Raw genomic sequence first — 18,228 nt, 5'->3', positions numbered from 1 at the left:
AAATGAAAATCATAAACTATAAATATACCATAAAGTTGGCCATGATCGGTTTGCTGTTTTTATGGTCCTGTACAAAAAAAGAAGAAGTCCCGGAACTAGAAGACAACAAGAGTACGGTGATCAGAGATTTAGCCGGTGATACCGGAGCCTCAGTTGGAGAAGGTGCGGATGGGAAAACACAACGCGATTTCCGCACCTTTCTTTTCAACTTTAAGGATAAGAAGCAAATTTGGTTGAATAATGCGGAAGACTCGGCAAGGTACCTCAAAACTGCGGATTGGGATTTGGCTTTTACGTACATCTACAACTCAATTGTATATGTAAACAAGGGACAGGATGCTGAAAATCCCGGTTTTGAGGGGCCGGGTTTAGGTGAAATTACTTATGTAGATAAGCCCTATAACGAAGTAACGGAGGTTAGTCAGGATATAAATTTTAGTACCCGGCAGAGTTTTGTAGGTTGGGACGGCTGGCCACAAGGCTACAATTTTGGCTGGTACTTTTACCAGATGACCACACATATTGCCCGGCCTGTTAAAAACAGGACTTTCATCCTAAAAACTGCGGCCGGCAAATACGCGAAACTCGAATTGATCAATGTGTACCAGGGAAATCCGCCGGTGGTTACTGATTTGCACTGGCCCGCGCCTTACCTCACTTTCCGGTATTATGTTCAGGAAGATGGAAGCAAGAATTTAAATACCAATTAACCTAAAATGATGAAAACCCCTTACAAAATAATCCTGACCATACTCATGAGCAGTGTGCTGTTCTTCTCCTGTACTAAAAAAGACCCTTTAAGCCCGGATGAAGAATTGCCTCCATTACCTGAGGCTACCGTTACCGCCAGTGGCGAATACAGTGTGAATGACTTGCCTGGTGATATTACCAAAACCATGGATGGCAAGGAAGTGACGGATGATGGAGGCTTTAATACGGTATACTACAGCCTGGAAGATGGCAGGGTAGTGCCAAAAGAATACGCCAATACGGATAAATGGGACATCGCTTTTTCCGGTGTTTACAACAGCACCATTTGGGCAAATAACGGGAGTGTTAAATACGAAAGCGGAGGGAGCAATCCCGGATATGGTAGTCCGGCCAGAGGCATGTTTTATTTGGTAGTAGATACCGAGGTAGACGCAAAGTATTACAATAGCAGCACGCACAAACCGATACAGATCCCTATTCCCTTCAGCTATTTGGATGAAGCTTACAACAAGATCAGCCGGATAGCAGTGGCTGATGACCAGTTTAATTATTACGGCTCCCTGGGCTTAGATCACTTTTTGGCCAGTGGCAATGGTTACGCTCACTATGATTTTTATGGAAACATGGCGCCCGGGGATGCCAAAAAAACACATGTGGTGTACAATATGGCAAGGCCTTTTATTATTAAAACAGCCAAAGGAAATTATGCCAAGGTTATTTTATACAGCTTTTATAAAGGTAAACCGGAGAACCCGAACAGGGATAATGTGGCGCCTTATTTAAGCTTTAAATATACGTTGCTAAAAGGTGGCGGTAAAGATTTTAGTGTACTGACAAAATAAAACGAGATAAAAAGATGATGACGATTAATGATAAAAATGGCTGGTTCAATTACCCGGTATGGCTGTTGTTTCTGGCACTTGCGCTAAGCAGTTGTTCAAAAAGCGAGGATGCGGTACCTGAACCGGAAGTGGAAACTTTTAAGACGGAAGCGCCTTGGGTGCCGGCAAGGGCAAAGTTGTTAAAGGAATGGAGTTATAATTATGAGAAAGTGATTCCGGTAGCTGGGATTTATTCAAAAGAAAACTTCGAGACCAAGCAAGGTAAAGCCTATGTTTTCCTGGATGAAAAATATAGTGTGGTGTATGTGGTAGACTGGCCTGCCGGTGCTACCCATGGTTCGCTTTTCGCAGATCCGGTTTATTTTAACCTGGATACCCGTGATACTGTTCCGCGTTTGCAGGTATTGGCAGGGACTAACGACAACTGGCACATCAATTTTAATGATATTTACAATTCTACCATTAGCGTAAATAGCGACAATTCTTCTTTTGAAAGTGGCATGATCCGTACCATTGCCACACCATTTGACGAGTTGGACCAGGTGCCGGCAATTCCTGCTGGTTTAGGAAAAATAGTAGACATGACCGTAGCCATTGATAACGCGGCAGGAAACAGCTGGGGTTATTATACGATGGCAAACCATATTTTAAATCCGTTCAGGAATAAAACCAATATCATTTACCTGAAAGATGGGCGGAGGGTGAAATTTCAGTTGCAGAACTTGTATTACGGTAATCCTGCACCTGGTACGGTTAAGGATAAATATGAATATCCTGCACCCTATTTTAATTTCAAATATTACATCCAGCCTGTAGCTGGGAACAACACCATTAAGACAAGAGGATAAAAAAGAAATTGCTACAGATCACCGGCAAAACCGTATTGCGCAATCATAAATTTAGCGGGTATGCCGGGAGAATGGGCAGGAGGTCTCGTGAAGACTGAAAATCCAGAAGGAGGGAGGTAAGACTTGAACATCACCAACCCTGCCTAATGGTCTGCAAACTGGAAAGACCAGTGCGCGTATTTTAACAATTAATAAAATAATAATTAAAACCTTTATGAAAACTATTGATTTTCAACAAACATGCAAAAGTACTAAAAAAAATGTATTGATGGCTTTAACTTTAGGTGTTGTGGCCTTAAGTGTATTGTCTTCTTGTAAAAAAGATGGTGCTGATGCGCCAGAAGGGTTAAAGTTAAACCAAACTATAGCGGTTAAAAACCCAACGGCAGGAGGATCTGCATTGACTTTGACAAGTTCGACTGGTACCGTGGAACTTAATACAAGTGGTGTATATACCGTAAAGAATTATTTTGTAGATCAGGGTATTTATACCCATCCGGATTCCGTGTACCACCGTCCAAACGGGATCTATTATTTCAGATTTAGTGATAATGATAATATCCCAGGCGCAACATCTACTACTGCACCAGCTCCAGCTAATCGTTGGGATTTATCTTTCGGCGGCACCGCAAATGCATATCTTGGTAAACATTCTTCTGTAACCCTTAAAGCTAAAGATGTAGCGTTCGCATCAGTAACTTTGAGCGATTGGAGCACTGCAACAACCATTACACCAAGTGGAACAAGTTTTGGCCATGACGGTTTTCTATCACCAGGAACACCAGCTACCTATTCAGATCCTACTCCTTTAACCATTACAGGTTGGTTTAATTACTATTTTGATAACCATGAGGTATTGCCGATTACAAACCGAACTATTTTGATCAGCGACAATCTGGATAGAGTATACGCAATTGAATTTACCAGCGTATACCAAAACAGTGTAGCCATAGATGGTGCATCAGGTTTCCCTGATAACTATTCATATCTACATTTCCGATACAAATATTTAGGTACGTTGTAGACAAAAAGAGCTTAATTAAGCCCCGGGAATAAACTATCCCGGGGTGATTTTTATAAACAGATTCAGATACAAAACAGATGAAAATTTCAAAATATATATTTTTTGCCTCAATAGCCTTTGCATTATTTATTACATCATGTAAAGAAAATGATGCTTTAGAACCAGTTCCTGAAGAACCCGAATTTGTCCAGGTAAGCCAATACATCAAAAAGTATAAAAATGGTATTGTAGAGGTAAGCTTTCTTCCAGTAGATATTACAAGAAGTAACGGGAGAATGCGGGATTATTTTAGCCTCGATAGCATGAAGTTTTTGCCAGAGGATAAGTACCTTAAGACCAATAAATGGGATATTGTGTTTCGTGGAAGATATTCTTCGGAAGTCTATGCTAATTATTCGCAAACCCTTAACTTTAACTATCCGTGGTACGATCTAAGTTTGTATAACGATGTGAGTTTTACTTATGTGATCCAGAATTTTGACGACGTTACCTCGGTTACAGACAATATGCTGTTGGCACATGGGCCGAATCCTGAAGATCAGCAAGGTAATATAACTGGTACTGGTGGATCGGACAATCTTACAAACGCTGAAAATTATCAGCATTATCTGAATAGCGTGGCCTGGGCATATGATACTTACAATTCAGAAACTGGCGATCTGTTATACAGTACTCCCTACGCAAATAAAACATGGGTATTGAAATTGCATGATGGCCGATATGCTAAGTTTCAATTCATCAACAATTATGATACGAAGCCGACGGAAAATAATGCAAATTCTCAAAGAGGGTTTCTGAGCTTTCGTTATTATATTGCGCCTTCAGGAAGTAAGAATCTGAATACGAAGTAAGCTTGAATTTTAATCAAACAAGATAAATCACAGAAAATCTAAATAAAATGTTAAGTGCGAAAATTAAAGAGGCTACGAAAACGCCTCACCAGGAAGTAGAAAAAAAAGTGGTCGCTAAAATTAAGACCATCCGTAATGAGGCAGATTATGCCGATCTGTTAAAACATTTCTACGCATATTTTAATGCGGTAGAACAAGTTATTGCCCCTTACATTACAACAGCCGTTTTGCCTGATTTGGCGGAGCGTCGCAATGCCTCTTACATCAGGGCCGATATCGAAGCTTTAGGGGGTACTGTAGATGAACTGCCTTTTGCAACTGCACCAGAAGTTAACAATACGGTACAGGCATTGGGTGCGCTGTATGTATTGGAAGGTTCCATTATGGGCGGGCCTTACATTGTAAAGATGCTGCAAAAGGGAGGGCTTACTAAAGGTTTTTCTTTTTTCAGCGGATATGGCGAGGCTTCGGGACAAAAATGGGGCGAATTCACCGCGGTGTTAGATGCCTTAGCTAAAAATGAGGAAGATGAAAAACAGGCTTTACAAGCTGCACATGAAACATTCGCCCGTTTTGGCGATGTATTTGGAACAGTAAATCATCCAAAAGTTACCACCTTGTAGGTGTTTGAGAAAGATGTGATGACAGGGAAATTGATTGTCCTGAAAGCTTGTTTAATTGGCTTTGTTTTTTTGACGGGTATTTCTGCCTGTAAAAAAGATAAAGCAATTAATGAGGATGTTGAAGAGATCATCTCGCCAACTACTGGAAGTCGCCGGCAATTTACCCTGGATTCAATCTTTCTCTATGCAAGGCAGGTTTACCTCTGGCGGGAAGCGTTGCCGGATTACCAAGGCTTTAATCCGAGACAACGGTATGAAAATTATACACCGGACTTTACCGCCTTTCAAAAGGAGCTTTTTGACCTCTCCCAGATGAAAGTAAATCCTGCAAATAAATTACCATATGAAAATCCGGTATATCTGGGAAACGCTAAATATTCTTATTTGGTTAATGGTGTAAATGCCGGAGGCAGCGTTGCGCAAACCCTTGCTACATCGGAAGCCAATTCGGCACTGCTGACGGCTGTATTTAGTGTAGGCGGATCAAATGTAGGTTATTTGATGCTGTCGTCTTTTCCAAAGCTTGCGGAAATAAAATCCCAATTGGATGAAGCCTTTGATCAACTTGCGGCGGCTAAGCCGGCAGACCTGATCATTGATTTGCGGAATAACGGAGGAGGATATGTTCAAACTGCAGAATACATTGCGAATCTGGTGGCTTCCTCTGCTTTAACTGGTAAGTTGATGTATACAGAAAAGTTTAATAATTTGATGCAGCAAGGTAAGGCCCTCATTTTACGCCATCAGCCTTATCTGGACGAAAATAGCAAACCTGTAACCTACAATGGCAGGGCTGCTACCATGGCAGATGTAGATTTTACGGAGGCTGGTAATACCTATAAATTCAGTAAAAAAGGCAGTCTGGAAACGGTAAAAAACTTATATTTTATTGTGACTAATGGTACAGCTTCTTCCAGCGAATTGCTGATCAGTTGCTTAAAACCTTATTATAATGTGAAGCTGGTGGGAAGTAGGACGTATGGTAAGCCCATTGGGTTTTTTGGGGTGGTTATTGATGATTATACGGTTTACATGTCCAGTTTTCTGATCAAAAATGCAGCTGGCGCCTCCGATTATTTTGATGGAATGCCTGTGGATCTTGAAGCTGTGCCTGATGGGCAATACGAATTGGGCAATCCCAATGAAAGCTGCCTGCGTAAAGCGCTGGCCGCTATTCAGTCTGCAGAAGTACCAGCTGTAACAACCGAAAAAGTACGCCGTACTTTAGCGTCAGGATCGGGTGGTAATCAAGAAACGGACGCTGTAAGCAATGCATTGCCTTTAAAGAATGGCATGATTGAGGACAGGAGGCGGTTGCTTCGTGTAACTATTTACTAATTTTGTCAGGAAATGAAAGCAGCAGATCAGATTCCTTTACACACCCTGAACAATCCAAAAACAACAGGCATTGACATTCACCGGCTTCCTGATCAAAATTTTGACCTTTCTGGTTTAACCGCCGCGCATCGGGATGATCATTACATGTTTGCCTTTCAGGAAATGGGAACCTGCAGGATGATGGTTGATTTTAAGGAGCGCTGTGTGGAGGGCTGCGCTGTATTTGTGGTACGGCCGGGGCAGGTGCATTATGCCATTTCAACCCTGGAGTTTAAGGCCTGGGTAATTGCAGTTGACGTATCCTGGGTTGACGAATCCTTTCGGCAGTTGTTTCAGGAAAATGTACTGCGGGATACCCCCATAGCCATAAAAGATCATCAGGCAAGTGTATTGAAGAACTGCATGTTGTTGCTGGATGAAGTTTATACAAACCAATCTGGCGCAAGTTTTCATCATCATACACTCCGTCATCTTGTAGAAGGCTGTATTGGGATGTTTGCTTCCATTTATAACCAGGCAGGACAATGCGGGGAGAATTCTGATCGTAGAATTTCGGTGATTTCAAGGCAGTTTAAAAACCATTTACAAGATAAGTTCAAGTCAATGAAAAGTCCATCCGCTTATGCGGGTCTTCTGAACATTAGTCCGGTTTACTTAAATGAGGCAGTGAAACAATACACAGGTTTTTCGGTGAGTTACTGGATACAACAGGAAATTGTGTTGGAAGCTAAAAGAATGCTGTATTATACCAGCCTTACGGTAAAGGAAATTGCGCATGTCCTGGGCTACGAAGATCAAACTTATTTTATCAGGCTGTTTGGCAAAGTTGCAGGAATGCCTCCGCAGCAATTTAGGCTTAAATACCGCAAATAGTCCATCTTATTCCTTAAATATAGCATTGATTGCTGTAGCACAATGGCGTTTTTTTGTATTGTAAATAAAAACAGAAGAATATGCCAAGAGCACCTAAATGGGTCGGTGATGCGTTGATAAATATCCTGGGTTCAAAATATCCAATAGTTAAAGTAAATGCCGTGCAATCACTTCATAAGGAATTGAAAAACATCGTTTTTGAAGGTGATTTTGAAAAGATGCCTTTTGAGATCAGCCATGCGGTGGCTTTTAGGGTGAGTGACCGTGACTTCAGGAATTATACAATTTCAGGGCTGGACCGGGAAAAAGGACAATGTGAAATCCTGTTTCATATTCATGGTAAAGGGCCTGGCAGTGATTTTATCAATCGCTTAAAAGTGGGCGACTCTTTAAAGATGGTTCCGCCAAGAGGAAAAAAATTCTATCAGCCTGAATCGCCCTCGCACTTCTTTTTTGGTGATGAGACTACCCTGGGTTTGTTTCAGAGCATGGCAATAGAGATTGATAAACGGGGTCAATATTATTCTGGCATACTGGAATTACAGAAGGAAACCATAGACATTCATGAATCGCTTGGATTGGATATGATCAAAATCAGGCGTGACAATCGGGAACCGGGCGGGAACACGGTAGAATGTCTGGAAGATTTGAAAGGCATGGCACCGGATCAGTTTGATAATGGGGTTTTTTATTTATCTGGAAATGCGAATGCAATACAGTTGATTAGAAAAGCCCTTTTAACCATGGGGATCAATTCAAAAAATATTAAAACCCAGGCCTATTGGGCTGAAGGTAGGATAGGGTTGTAGTAATATTAAAATATCTGCTATATTTGAGCTAAATAACAATTTTAATGCTCTACAAACCAGGACTGCATATTTTAGCAGAATTTGATTCTAAAAAAGCCGCCGCTTTACAAGCTTCGGCACAATGTAAGGTACTTTTCGAAGATTTAATCTGTAAATATGAACTTTCACAGGTAGGGGAAGTTTACCATGATTTTGCCGGTGGTGGTTTTACGGCTGTTGTATGTTTAACGGAATCTCACCTTTCTATTCATACCTGGCCGGAATTTGAAATGGCGACTTTTGATATTTTCCTTTCTAATTATCAGAAAGATAATCATGACAAAGTAAGGGCAATCTATGAAGAGGTGCTTGCTTTTTTTGAAGGTATTGAGCGTCAGAAGACAGAATTGATCAGGTAATGGCAACTTTTCCTTTAACAACCTTTCCTGCTCCGGAAGATGCGTATTGTCCTGAATGTAGTAGCAGCATTACCCTTTATGATCCAATGGGGAGCGAATTCTGTGTTTGCAGTTCCTGTAATATCTACATTCAATTTATTAACGAGGAGCCAAAGAAATATAAAATTTTAAACCCGCCTATATTGAAACCTGCTATTCCATTGGGTACAGAAGGGTTGCTGGATGGTGTTTCTTTTAAAGTGATCGCATATCTGGAGATGCATGAAGATGGTGCTGCGGAATATGCCTGGCGTGAATATATACTTTATAATTATGAGCAGGGCTACGCCACATTGTCGGAGTATGATGGACATTGGAACCTGTTATATGGAGATAATTTTTTGCCTGATCTGGAAAAGCCTATGGATCTAACAAATTCTGTGATGTACCGGAATGTTGAATATAGACTTTTTCACAAATACGGGCGTAAAATTACGGGGCTGCTGGGAGAATTTGATTGGGATGTATTGGTTGACCGAATTAGGGTGCAGGAATTTATAGCACCACCATATGTATTGGTCAAGGAAAAAACGACCTCTCCCCGTAAGCAAACCAATTACTACTTGGGCGAATACCAGGAGCCTAAGGTGATTGCCGATGCATTTAAGTTGGATGTCAATTTGTTTCCGGCTAAATCAGGAATTCTATCCAACCAACCATCAAAAGCGAATGAGTTTTGGCTATGGTCTTTCCGGGCTTCGTTTATCATGATGCTGGTCTTAGTGTTGGTGCAGTTGGCAATGGTATATGTTAAACCTGAGCAGACCTTGATGGACCAGGTATTTGATATTGCTTACGATCCTTCTAAAGGGAACTTTGAATTTAAACCCTTTGTGACACCTTCTTTTAAAGTTACTGATGCTTCTTCTGCAATGGATATTGTATTGACTTCTGGTCTGAGTAACAACTGGCTGGAAGCTACCACGGTTCTGGTTAATGAAAAAACAAATCAAACCTGGGAGGTGAATGCAGGTATAGAGTATTATAGTGGTGTTGAAGGTGGTGAAAGCTGGAGCGAAGGAAGTATGACTACGGAAGTGCTCTTATCTGAAATTCCTGCAGGAATGTACCATCTGAATGTGTACCCGGCTTCAGGTGATCCATTAAGGGATAAAATGAGCATTAGTGTTACGATTAACCATGTGTTATGGCGTAATTTATTATGTTACGCGCTTTTGCTGATCATTGTGCCATTTTTTTGCTATCTGGCAAGGGCGGCATTTGAGAAAAAGCGCTGGAGGAACAGTAACTATTCACCTTATTAAAATTAGATATGAAAGACCTACTTAAATATATATACATCTTTGCAGGCTTGCTGATAGTTGGCGCGTTTACGCGTTCTGCATGGTACGGAAAAGCTTTATGGGAAAGCAATGTACAGCATAACACGGAGTATACCGGAAAAAGGGTGTACGGTGGATACGGAAACAGACTAAATCATAAATAAATAAAAATATGAACCTAAACGAATTGATCAGCCTTAAATACATAATTGCCTCTGTTGTGTATTCTGTATTGGGTATTGTAATCCTGGTGGCCGCTTTTTGGATCATCGAAAAAATTACACCTGAAAATCTTTATAAAGAGATCCTGGAAAAACATAACATAGCCCTGGCTATCGTTTGCGCGGCTTTTATCATTGCCGTAGCAATTATTGTGAGTTCTTCAATCCATGGCTAAGCATGGATAAAAAACTGCCAGTTTTGCTGCTGATTTCGGTATTTGTAGTTGCAACCTGTGGATTAATCTATGAACTGATTGCGGGTACACTGGCCAGTTACCTGCTGGGAGATTCGGTAACACAATTCTCTACCATTATAGGACTCTATCTTTTTTCTATGGGTATTGGCTCCTGGATTTCTAAATATTTTGATAAGAACATCCTCTTTTGGTTTATTCAAATTGAAATATTGGTGGGCATTGTTGGGGGTACAAGTTCCAGTATTTTATACCTGGTATTTGAAAGTGCGGCTTCTTTTAGAATTATATTGTACAGCCTGGTGGGTATGACCGGAATCCTTGTGGGATTGGAAATACCTTTGCTCATGAGAATTTTGCAAGATCGTTTTGAGTTTAAAGATCTGGTGGCTAAAGTATTTACATTCGATTATATTGGTGCCCTGCTGGCGTCAATCGTATTTCCGTTATTGCTGATCCCATACTTAGGCTTGATAAAAACTTCTTACTTGTTTGGCATGCTAAACGTGGGGATTGCCTTACTGGTATGCGTAACCTTTCAGAAGGAAATCAACAGGGCCTTATATTTAAAAACGGCTTCCTTAGCTTGTCTAATGGCGTTATTGGCAGGGTTTATACTGTCTGACCGCATTACCAGTTATTCTGAAAGCCTGGGTTATTCTGATACGATTATATATACTAAAAGCACACCTTATCAGCGCATTGTACTGACTAAAAAAGCGAAAATGCTGCGGTTATATTTAAATGGTAATTTGCAGTTCAGTTCTGATGATGAGTACCGTTATCATGAAGCACTGGTACATCCGGGTTTAGCTGCGATACCCAATGTGAAACATGTGCTGGTAATGGGAGGTGGGGATGGTTTGGCTGTGCGGGAGATCTTAAAATATCCCAGTGTGGAAAGCGTTACGCTGGTAGACCTGGATTCCGGTATGACGGCGCTGTTTAAATCTAACCCGATGCTACTCGACCTCAATAAAAAATCATTGCTGTCTCCTAAAGTTAACGTAATTAATGCTGATGCCTTTTCCTGGGTGAGGAAAGCGGAAAAAAGGTATGATTTCATCGTGGTAGATTTTCCTGACCCTTCAAATTATGCTGTTGGTAAATTGTATACCAACTCGTTTTATAAACAGATTAAAGAACTGCTGTCTGACAATGGAATTGTAGTGGTGCAAAGTACCTCTCCATTTGTGGCACCAAAATCTTTTTGGTGTGTAAACCAAACTTTAACATCGGTAGGTTTTTATACTACACCCTACCATAATTATGTTCCTTCTTTTGGCGACTGGGGGTATATTATGGCCCAGTTAAAGCCCTTTTATAGAAAGCCGGCCCGCTTTCCGGATGGAATGAAATTTATTTCTACTGCTGGTCTGGATCAAATGTTGTTTTTTCCAAAGGATATGGGGAAAGTTGAAACTGAAGTCAACAAGCTTAACAACCAGGTGCTTGTAAAGTATTTTGAAGAGGAGTGGGGATCTGTTTCTTATCAATAGTTAGGCGGTATGGGAAGCAGCTTTAACAGAAAGGGGTTTTTATTGCGCGCAGGTTTGGTTACAGGCGGGATATTTTTGAACGGCTGTATCAGAAATTTGAGCAATTCTTCTAAAGCTTACAAACATGTTAAAGGTGCGGTTATTGGGCCAGATGAAAAAGCCGGGCACGTACTGAGGGGTAAATTCGATTTTCCTTTTCCTGCTGAAACCAGAGCTGTAAAAACACTGATCATAGGTGGGGGTATTTCTGGCCTTTCTGCCGGTCGCTGGCTAAAAAAGGAGGGTTTTAATGATTTTGAAATCCTTGAATTGGAAGATCACGCAGGTGGTAACGCACATTCAAGAAGCAATAGCGTATCTGCTTATCCTTTGGGTGCCCATTATATCACTATTGCTAACAATGATGACCAGCTGCTAATAGATTTTTTGAAAGAAATTGGAGTAATTACGCATTTTGAAAATGGGCTTCCATTTTACAATGAATTTTACCTTTGTTTTGATCCTGAAGAGCGCCTGCTGATTAACGGGCAGTGGCAGGAGGGCTTAATTCCTCAGTTTGGTATGCCGGAGCAGGATAAGCTGCAAATTGAGCGTTTTTTTAAACTAAGCAATTTGCTAAAGCAAACCAAAGGAAGTGACGGCAAAGATGCCTTTACGATCCCGATTGATCGATCTTCTGCTGATCCGGTTTATCGTGACCTCGATAAAACGTGTTTTGGGGATTACTTGAAACAGCAGGGTTTTACTTCAAAATATTTGTTGTGGTATCTCAACTATTGTTGCAAGGATGACTACGGACAGCGAATTGACAAGGTTTCTGCCTGGGCGGGATTGAGTTATTTTGCCGCACATAAAGGCAAGGCTGCAAATGCAGAAGAAGGGGCAGTGTTAACCTGGCCGGAAGGGAATGCCTGGTTGGTAAAAAAGTTAAAGGATGGTTTAGCTGATCATATAAAAACCTCTGTTCTTACCTATTCGGTAGTGTCACAGCAGAATGGGAAGGTAATTGTCAGGGCGTATGATTTGAAGAAGAAAAAATCTTACGAAATTCTGGCGGACAGCGTGATCATGGCTACACCGCAGTTTGTCAATCGAAGAATTTTAAAAGATGGGGTCAGGTCTGAATTTAATTACGATCAGTTCAGCTATGCGCCCTGGATGGTCGCAAATATTACGCTAAAAGATTTCACTTCTACAGGTTCACCTGGTTTGTGTTGGGATAACGTTCCTTACGGACAGCCTTCTGTAGGATATGTTTATTCTGGTCATCAGCAACTTGACAGAAATGCTGGTAAAGTGATTACCTTTTATTTGCCTTTGTGCGATCAGGAGCCTAAGGTGGCCAGACTTGCAGCATATGCGCGGAGTTACGAACAGTGGCTTGATAAGATTATTCCTGAGCTTGAATTTATGCATCCTGAAATTACTTCATTAATCGAAAATATTGAAGTATGGGTATGGGGGCATGGAATGGTTGTTCCTTCAGTGGGTTATCTGTGGGGCGCGGACCGGGAGAAGGCTGCTTTGCCTGTTAATGATAGCGTGTTTTTTGCCCATACTGATTTGAGCGGCATCTCTTTATTTGAAGAAGGGTTCCATCAGGGCATCAGGGCTGCGAAAGAACTTTTAGCTGTGAAAGGGGAATAGCAATGAGTTTACAAAAAACAACATCGGGTCAGCCATGGTTAAATTCTGCAATAGCTGACGGTATTTTTATCCTGCTGCCGCCTTTTCTTGCTTTGATTGTGGTGATGTTGTTCCCGGCGCAATTTAAAGTGAGCGAGGCGATGCCTTTGGAGTATTGGATTGTGCTGGTTGTTTTTATTGATGTTGCACATGTGTATGCGACCTTGTACAGAACTTATTTTAACCCGGATAAAAGAGCAGGACAGTTTAATCTGCTTGTTGCCATTCCAATTGCCTGTTATTTTGTTGGCGTATTGGTATATCATATTGATGGTTTGCTGTTTTGGAGGGTGTTGGCCTATCTGGCCGTGTACCATTTTATCCGGCAACAATACGGCTTTATGCGTTTATATTCCCGGCAGGAAAACACTGGCAGGTTTGCGAAAGGTATAGACCAGCTTGCCATTTATACTGCAACCATTTATCCTCTGCTTTTTTGGCATTTTGAAGGGAAACGCAACTTTAACTGGTTTGTAGCAGGCGATTTTCTTTCCCTTAGCTCTGCACCATTGGTTGCATTATTTAGCTGGTTATATGGGATCGTCATTGCTGCTTATTTGCTGAAGGAGCTGCTGTTGATGTACAAAACAAAGCAGTTGAATATTCCAAGAAATATGCTGATTGCCGGAACTTTTATTTCCTGGTATTTTGGTATTGTTTATTTTAATGGCGACATGGCCTTTACCACTTTAAACGTTGTTTCGCATGGGATTCCATATATGGCACTGATTTGGTTTTTTGAAAGGGAAAACTACAAAAAAGGTCTTAAACGGAGTAGTTCTTTACTTAGGATGACGTTTAGCAAATATGGCATTTTGTTATTTATAGGTACTGTAGCTGTTTTGGCTTATCTTGAAGAGGGGCTATGGGATGGTCTGGTCTGGAAGGAACATGGTAGTTTTTTTGCCGGTTTTTCCTTTTTGCCCCAAATCTATCAAACTGATTTTTTGACTTTGCTGATTCCTTTATTGGCTTTGCCGCAGTCTACCCATTATGTCTTAGATGGCTTTATCTGGCGGCGTAAGGGCTTAAATTAAAACTATAAATGGCTTTTTTTGTTGTAGTGTAATATGACAGATGTTACCAATGATAAAAAGTTAACGCTACCTATCTGGACAATGGCCATCCCAATATTGGGTGTTCTGGCTTATTTTTTAAGTGATACCGATTCGGGATTTTACCTCAAAATTATTCTTGGCTTTATTTTAATAGGCAGTGTACTGGCTTCTGTGCATCATGCAGAGGTGATTGCGCATAAAGTGGGGGAGCCGTTCGGGACCATTATACTGGCCATAGCCATTACCACAATTGAGGTGGCATTGATTGTTTCGTTGATGCTGAGTGGAGGAAATGAGGCTAGAGAGCTTGCCCGTGATACGGTTTTTGCTGCCGTGATGATTATCATAACAGCCATAGTTGGTATTTGTCTGTTGCGCGGTGGAATAAAGTTTAAGGAACAACTGTATAAACTTCAGGGGGTTAATGCAGCCGTAATTACCTTAATGGCGATTATTGTACTGACCCTAATTTTACCAAATTTCACGGTAAGCGGACCAGCAGGAGAATACAGTACCAATCAGTTGGTTTTCGTTTCTCTGGTGTCCGTTGTGTTATACAGTGGGTTTATCTTCGTGCAAACGGTAAGGCACAGGGATTATTTCTTGCCGAAAAATTCAGCTTCTGACGATGAGCACGCACCCGAACCGAATAAAAGGACTGCGATATTCAGTCTTATTTTCTTGTTGATTAGCCTTGCTATTGTTGTACTGCTGGCTAAGTTTCTTTCTTATGATCTTGAAAAAATTGTGATTGATATGGGTGCACCCAAATCATTAGTGGGTGTTATTATTGCGGCCATCGTGTTGCTACCTGAAGGACTTGCGGCATATAGAGCGGTAAAATTAAACAGGTTGCAGACCAGTTTAAACCTGGCCTTAGGATCGGCGCTGGCGAGTATAGGATTAACTATTCCGGCAGTAGCTATGGTTTCTATTTACACGGGGATGCCATTGGTTCTTGGGATAGATGCAACATCTACCGTGCTATTGATGTTATCTATGCTCACTTTGGTTTTTTCACTTGCAACTGGAAAAACTAATATTCAGCAAGGGATAGTGTTGCTGGTGATCTTTGCTTCTTATCTTTTTTACACGATTGTGCCTTAGTTAAGTTTGTTGACTAAAATACCTTTGGATTGAAAAGCTTAACTTTGATTATAAATACATATAGAAATGGCACAACAGCTGGAAGTTTGGCAGAGAGGTCCTTTAGCGGATGTCTGTCCTTTATTACAGCCGGTAGCTCATGCACTGCTACAGGCAAGGGAAGAAATTAATGAATATATGGATGAATTTCCCGCGGAACTGCTTTGGGTTCGTCCCGCGGGTATGGCATCAGTAGGCTTTCACCTTCAGCACCTGAGTGGTGTTTTGGACAGGGTATTCACTTATGCGCGTGCTGAAAGCTTAACAGACTTTCAGTTTAAACAGTTGCATGAGGAAGGAAGCGGTGATGTAGATCCTTCTGTAGTTAAAAACCTGGTAAATCGGTTTAATACCCAGGTGGATCTTGCTCTGGATCAAATCAAACAAACAGATGATGCCGCTTTATCGGATTATAGGGGCATTGGACGAGCGGGTTTGCCATCAACAGTTATAGGATTGCTTTTTCACGCCGCGGAGCACACCATGCGGCATGTCGGACAGTTAATGGTTACCACCGCGGTTGTTAAACAGAAATAAAATTTGGCAATGAGCAACGACCGGGAGCTATTATTCAGTTTAAAAGAATTATGGCAGTTTTGGATAAAATTGCGTAATTTGTATAAACTGAAATCTTCTAGCTAGCTAATGGGAAAGACAATTCACAAACTAATCAATGAGACTGAACTTTTTGCCGGTCTTGCTGATGGTGATGAAAGGGCTTTTGAAACAATTTACCGGCATTACAGCAAACGGCTATTTCCCTATGTATTGAAACTCCTTAAAGTTTCTGAACTTGCTGAAGAACTGATTCAGGATATTTTTGTGCAGTTATGGGTAAACAGGCAGGTTTTTGCGGATGTAGAGTATCCTGCTTCTTATTTATTCAGCATAGCGAACAGGCAATCGCTTAAATACCTCAAGAAAGTTGCCAGCGATGCAAGGATTTTAAAGCGCATTACGGATTTGACTGAACCCTCCAGTAATGTAACGGAGGAGCAAATCTTGCTGCGCGAAAGTGCCGCCGCAATTGATTTGGCCGTTGCGCAATTGCCGCAGCAACGGAGAATCATTTGGGAATTGAGCAGAAATGAAGGTTTAAGCCATGAACAGATTGCGGATCGTTTAGGTATTTCCAAGAATACCGTGAAAAACCAGATGGTGCATGCGCTTAAACATGTGCGTCATTTCCTTGATAAGCGTTCTGGTTTGCTAACTGGTTTGGTAATTATTGCGCTGACTAATAATAAGTTGTAAGTTTTTTGTTTAATAGAGTAGTCCTATGTAGGACTTTGTTGTACTTATCTTTTAAACAACCAGAAAATAACTGGTTTTAACAAATGCTAAAATGCAAACAGATTCCAATCCTATTCAAGTGCTATTTTCAAAGTATGTAAAAGGCGAAGCTTCCCCTGCGGAAACGGAGCATCTTTTCCAGCTTATTGGTGCGGATATGCATGATGAGGAAATCTCCCTGTTCCTGGCTTCTGAGCTTGAGGCTACTGAATATGCCGTGGAAAGTGATCCGGCATGTGAGGCAACCTGGAATAAAATTAAGATTCAGGCCTTTGATGAGTCGGAGGCGGCTCCTAAACGTGGATTTTTTAAATTATGGCCTCGTATCGCTATAGTTGCGGCGGCGCTGGTTTCTGTCTTGTTTGGCATTTACTTTTTTAATGATGAGCGAAAGGCCGCATCTTTTGACCATTTGGTTGCGAATGACATTGCGCCAGGTAAAGTGGGTGCTACGTTAACTTTAGCTAATGGGAAAAGGATCAGGTTGGGGAATGCTGCTAACGGAGAAATTGCGAAGGAATCAGGTATTTCCATTTCGAAAACTGCAGATGGGCAGATTGTTTATGAAATTAAATCTGGTACTGGTAATGCAAATGTGCTGAATACTTTAAGTACATCAAAAGGCGAAACCTATGTAGTTACGCTTCCGGATCAATCTAAGGTGTGGCTCAATGCATCGTCGAGCTTGACTTATACAACTGGCTTAACTGAGCAGGGTGTACGTAAAATTCGACTTTCCGGTGAAGCTTATTTTGAAGTTTTTAAAGACCCGGCACATGCATTTGTAGTAGAAAGTGGAAATCAGCAGGTAGAAGTTTTAGGAACGCATTTCAATGTAAATGCATATGATGATGAAAATAACAAAAAAACTACCTTGTTAGAAGGCTCAGTAAAAGTGTCCTTTGCTTCATCTCAACGACGCTTAGCGACGAAAGAACTAAAGGATGTAGTGTTATCTCCGGGCCAGCAATCCAGCTTGCAGGGTGAGACCCTCCGCGTAAGTCAAGCCGATATTGAAGAAGTAATGGCCTGGAAAAATGGTGATTTTATTTTTAAAGACGAAAGCATAGAAAGTATCATGCGCATCGTAAGCAGATGGTACAATGTGGACGTTGTATTTGAAGATGAGCTGACTAAAAAGATTAAGCTTGGAGGATTTGTATCTAGGTCAAAAAATATATCTGCTGTACTTACCATGATGGAACTTACAAAACGTGTTCAGTTTAAAGTAGCAGGGAGAAAGATAATAGTACAAAATGTAAACAACTAAACCAACTGAAATTATGAATAGACATTGACCCGAAAGTACCAAAGAGGGGGCTCAATAAAAAGCCAGGCAGATTTCTCACTCCCTGCCCGGCAATTTGTTAAGTCAGCCAATCCAGTATAAACTGGAAGAAATAATCGACAAACCATTTCACTTACTCAACTCAACCAAAAGTATGAATTATACTTTAAAATCAGGTGGGCCGAATTTACGGTGCTGCCAAAA

The 18,228-nt window shown here is 41.1% G+C and carries 20 protein-coding genes; all 20 read left to right on the top strand.

All coding sequences use genetic code 11. The features are described 5' to 3' along the window. The first annotated feature begins 2 nt into the window (after positions 1-2). The 20 genes from LPB86_RS19910 to LPB86_RS19815 all read left to right on the top strand — a co-directional run bounded on the left by LPB86_RS19910 (position 3) and on the right by LPB86_RS19815 (position 18,006). The gene (locus LPB86_RS19910; protein ID WP_230693177.1) at positions 3-710 is read left to right on the top strand and encodes an HmuY family protein; all 708 of its coding nucleotides are present in this window, start codon (positions 3-5) and stop codon (positions 708-710) included. A gap of 6 nt (positions 711-716) precedes the next feature. Then, complete coding sequence (locus LPB86_RS19905) at positions 717-1,553, top strand: HmuY family protein (protein WP_230693176.1); 837 nt, start codon at positions 717-719, stop codon at positions 1,551-1,553. 14 nt (positions 1,554-1,567) lie between these two features. Beyond that, on the top strand, positions 1,568-2,401 hold the full coding sequence (locus LPB86_RS19900; protein WP_230693175.1) for an HmuY family protein: 834 nt from the start codon (positions 1,568-1,570) through the stop codon (positions 2,399-2,401). Between the two features lie 268 nt (positions 2,402-2,669). Further along, positions 2,670-3,425, top strand: a complete 756-nt coding sequence (locus LPB86_RS19895) for a hypothetical protein (RefSeq protein ID WP_230693174.1) — start codon at positions 2,670-2,672, stop codon at positions 3,423-3,425. Positions 3,426-3,502: 77 nt separating this feature from the next. Further along, positions 3,503-4,276, top strand: a complete 774-nt coding sequence (locus LPB86_RS19890) for an HmuY family protein (RefSeq protein WP_230693173.1) — start codon at positions 3,503-3,505, stop codon at positions 4,274-4,276. Positions 4,277-4,323: 47 nt separating this feature from the next. Further along, complete coding sequence (locus LPB86_RS19885; protein ID WP_230693172.1) at positions 4,324-4,899, top strand: biliverdin-producing heme oxygenase; 576 nt, start codon at positions 4,324-4,326, stop codon at positions 4,897-4,899. Continuing rightward, positions 4,900-6,237, top strand: a complete 1,338-nt coding sequence (locus tag LPB86_RS19880) for a S41 family peptidase (protein ID WP_230693171.1) — start codon at positions 4,900-4,902, stop codon at positions 6,235-6,237. Between the two features lie 12 nt (positions 6,238-6,249). Next, positions 6,250-7,110: a helix-turn-helix domain-containing protein gene (locus tag LPB86_RS19875; RefSeq protein ID WP_230693170.1), complete on the top strand. Its 861-nt coding sequence runs from the start codon at positions 6,250-6,252 to the stop codon at positions 7,108-7,110. An 80-nt stretch (positions 7,111-7,190) separates the two neighbouring features. Then, positions 7,191-7,919 (top strand): siderophore-interacting protein, encoded by a 729-nt coding sequence (locus tag LPB86_RS19870; RefSeq protein WP_230693169.1) that lies wholly within the window; start codon positions 7,191-7,193, stop codon positions 7,917-7,919. A 44-nt stretch (positions 7,920-7,963) separates the two neighbouring features. Then, positions 7,964-8,317, top strand: a complete 354-nt coding sequence (locus tag LPB86_RS19865) for an S-adenosylmethionine decarboxylase family protein (protein ID WP_230693168.1) — start codon at positions 7,964-7,966, stop codon at positions 8,315-8,317. Beyond that, complete coding sequence (locus tag LPB86_RS19860; RefSeq protein ID WP_230693167.1) at positions 8,317-9,621, top strand: DUF4178 domain-containing protein; 1,305 nt, start codon at positions 8,317-8,319, stop codon at positions 9,619-9,621. The genes LPB86_RS19865 and LPB86_RS19860 overlap by 1 nt, the downstream gene beginning before the upstream one ends. An 8-nt stretch (positions 9,622-9,629) precedes the next feature. Beyond that, entirely contained in the window at positions 9,630-9,803 is a 174-nt protein-coding gene (locus LPB86_RS19855; protein WP_230693166.1) for a hypothetical protein, read from the top strand. A gap of 8 nt (positions 9,804-9,811) precedes the next feature. Beyond that, positions 9,812-10,036 carry a DUF350 domain-containing protein gene (locus tag LPB86_RS19850; protein WP_230693165.1) on the top strand — a complete coding sequence of 75 codons (225 nt, stop codon included), beginning with the start codon at positions 9,812-9,814 and terminating at the stop codon, positions 10,034-10,036. A gap of 2 nt (positions 10,037-10,038) precedes the next feature. After that, positions 10,039-11,553, top strand: a complete 1,515-nt coding sequence (locus tag LPB86_RS19845) for a polyamine aminopropyltransferase (RefSeq protein ID WP_230693164.1) — start codon at positions 10,039-10,041, stop codon at positions 11,551-11,553. A gap of 9 nt (positions 11,554-11,562) precedes the next feature. Further along, positions 11,563-13,200 carry an NAD(P)/FAD-dependent oxidoreductase gene (locus LPB86_RS19840; protein WP_230693163.1) on the top strand — a complete coding sequence of 546 codons (1,638 nt, stop codon included), beginning with the start codon at positions 11,563-11,565 and terminating at the stop codon, positions 13,198-13,200. Between the two features lie 2 nt (positions 13,201-13,202). Further along, positions 13,203-14,276: a hypothetical protein gene (locus LPB86_RS19835; protein WP_230693162.1), complete on the top strand. Its 1,074-nt coding sequence runs from the start codon at positions 13,203-13,205 to the stop codon at positions 14,274-14,276. A gap of 33 nt (positions 14,277-14,309) precedes the next feature. Next, positions 14,310-15,404, top strand: coding sequence for a calcium:proton antiporter (locus LPB86_RS19830; protein WP_230693161.1), 1,095 nt, complete (start codon positions 14,310-14,312; stop codon positions 15,402-15,404). A 66-nt stretch (positions 15,405-15,470) separates the two neighbouring features. Further along, positions 15,471-15,980 (top strand): DinB family protein, encoded by a 510-nt coding sequence (locus tag LPB86_RS19825; RefSeq protein WP_230693160.1) that lies wholly within the window; start codon positions 15,471-15,473, stop codon positions 15,978-15,980. Between the two features lie 108 nt (positions 15,981-16,088). After that, positions 16,089-16,697, top strand: a complete 609-nt coding sequence (locus tag LPB86_RS19820) for an RNA polymerase sigma factor (protein WP_230693159.1) — start codon at positions 16,089-16,091, stop codon at positions 16,695-16,697. A gap of 91 nt (positions 16,698-16,788) precedes the next feature. Further along, positions 16,789-18,006, top strand: a complete 1,218-nt coding sequence (locus LPB86_RS19815) for a FecR family protein (RefSeq protein ID WP_230693158.1) — start codon at positions 16,789-16,791, stop codon at positions 18,004-18,006. Positions 18,007-18,228 lie beyond the last annotated feature (222 nt).

The sequence above is a fragment of the Pedobacter sp. MC2016-14 genome, assembly GCF_020991475.1.
Taxonomy (GTDB): domain Bacteria; phylum Bacteroidota; class Bacteroidia; order Sphingobacteriales; family Sphingobacteriaceae; genus Pedobacter.
The sequence above is the reverse complement of the archived record's forward strand: the minus strand, read 5'-3'. Positions and strand labels throughout refer to the sequence as shown.

What these genes read in the sequence shown, in the direction of transcription:
- LPB86_RS19910 (WP_230693177.1), top strand. Translation starts at nt 3, where the DNA reads ATGAAAATCATAAACTATAAATATACCATAAAGTTGGCCATGATCGGT.
- LPB86_RS19905 (WP_230693176.1), top strand. Translation starts at nt 717, where the DNA reads ATGATGAAAACCCCTTACAAAATAATCCTGACCATACTCATGAGCAGT.
- LPB86_RS19900 (WP_230693175.1), top strand. Translation starts at nt 1,568, where the DNA reads ATGATGACGATTAATGATAAAAATGGCTGGTTCAATTACCCGGTATGG.
- LPB86_RS19895 (WP_230693174.1), top strand. Translation starts at nt 2,670, where the DNA reads ATGGCTTTAACTTTAGGTGTTGTGGCCTTAAGTGTATTGTCTTCTTGT.
- LPB86_RS19890 (WP_230693173.1), top strand. Translation starts at nt 3,503, where the DNA reads ATGAAAATTTCAAAATATATATTTTTTGCCTCAATAGCCTTTGCATTA.
- LPB86_RS19885 (WP_230693172.1), top strand. Translation starts at nt 4,324, where the DNA reads ATGTTAAGTGCGAAAATTAAAGAGGCTACGAAAACGCCTCACCAGGAA.
- LPB86_RS19875 (WP_230693170.1), top strand. Translation starts at nt 6,250, where the DNA reads ATGAAAGCAGCAGATCAGATTCCTTTACACACCCTGAACAATCCAAAA.
- LPB86_RS19870 (WP_230693169.1), top strand. Translation starts at nt 7,191, where the DNA reads ATGCCAAGAGCACCTAAATGGGTCGGTGATGCGTTGATAAATATCCTG.
- LPB86_RS19865 (WP_230693168.1), top strand. Translation starts at nt 7,964, where the DNA reads ATGCTCTACAAACCAGGACTGCATATTTTAGCAGAATTTGATTCTAAA.
- LPB86_RS19860 (WP_230693167.1), top strand. Translation starts at nt 8,317, where the DNA reads ATGGCAACTTTTCCTTTAACAACCTTTCCTGCTCCGGAAGATGCGTAT.
- LPB86_RS19855 (WP_230693166.1), top strand. Translation starts at nt 9,630, where the DNA reads ATGAAAGACCTACTTAAATATATATACATCTTTGCAGGCTTGCTGATA.
- LPB86_RS19850 (WP_230693165.1), top strand. Translation starts at nt 9,812, where the DNA reads ATGAACCTAAACGAATTGATCAGCCTTAAATACATAATTGCCTCTGTT.
- LPB86_RS19845 (WP_230693164.1), top strand. Translation starts at nt 10,039, where the DNA reads ATGGATAAAAAACTGCCAGTTTTGCTGCTGATTTCGGTATTTGTAGTT.
- LPB86_RS19840 (WP_230693163.1), top strand. Translation starts at nt 11,563, where the DNA reads ATGGGAAGCAGCTTTAACAGAAAGGGGTTTTTATTGCGCGCAGGTTTG.
- LPB86_RS19835 (WP_230693162.1), top strand. Translation starts at nt 13,203, where the DNA reads ATGAGTTTACAAAAAACAACATCGGGTCAGCCATGGTTAAATTCTGCA.
- LPB86_RS19830 (WP_230693161.1), top strand. Translation starts at nt 14,310, where the DNA reads ATGACAGATGTTACCAATGATAAAAAGTTAACGCTACCTATCTGGACA.
- LPB86_RS19825 (WP_230693160.1), top strand. Translation starts at nt 15,471, where the DNA reads ATGGCACAACAGCTGGAAGTTTGGCAGAGAGGTCCTTTAGCGGATGTC.
- LPB86_RS19820 (WP_230693159.1), top strand. Translation starts at nt 16,089, where the DNA reads ATGGGAAAGACAATTCACAAACTAATCAATGAGACTGAACTTTTTGCC.
- LPB86_RS19815 (WP_230693158.1), top strand. Translation starts at nt 16,789, where the DNA reads ATGCAAACAGATTCCAATCCTATTCAAGTGCTATTTTCAAAGTATGTA.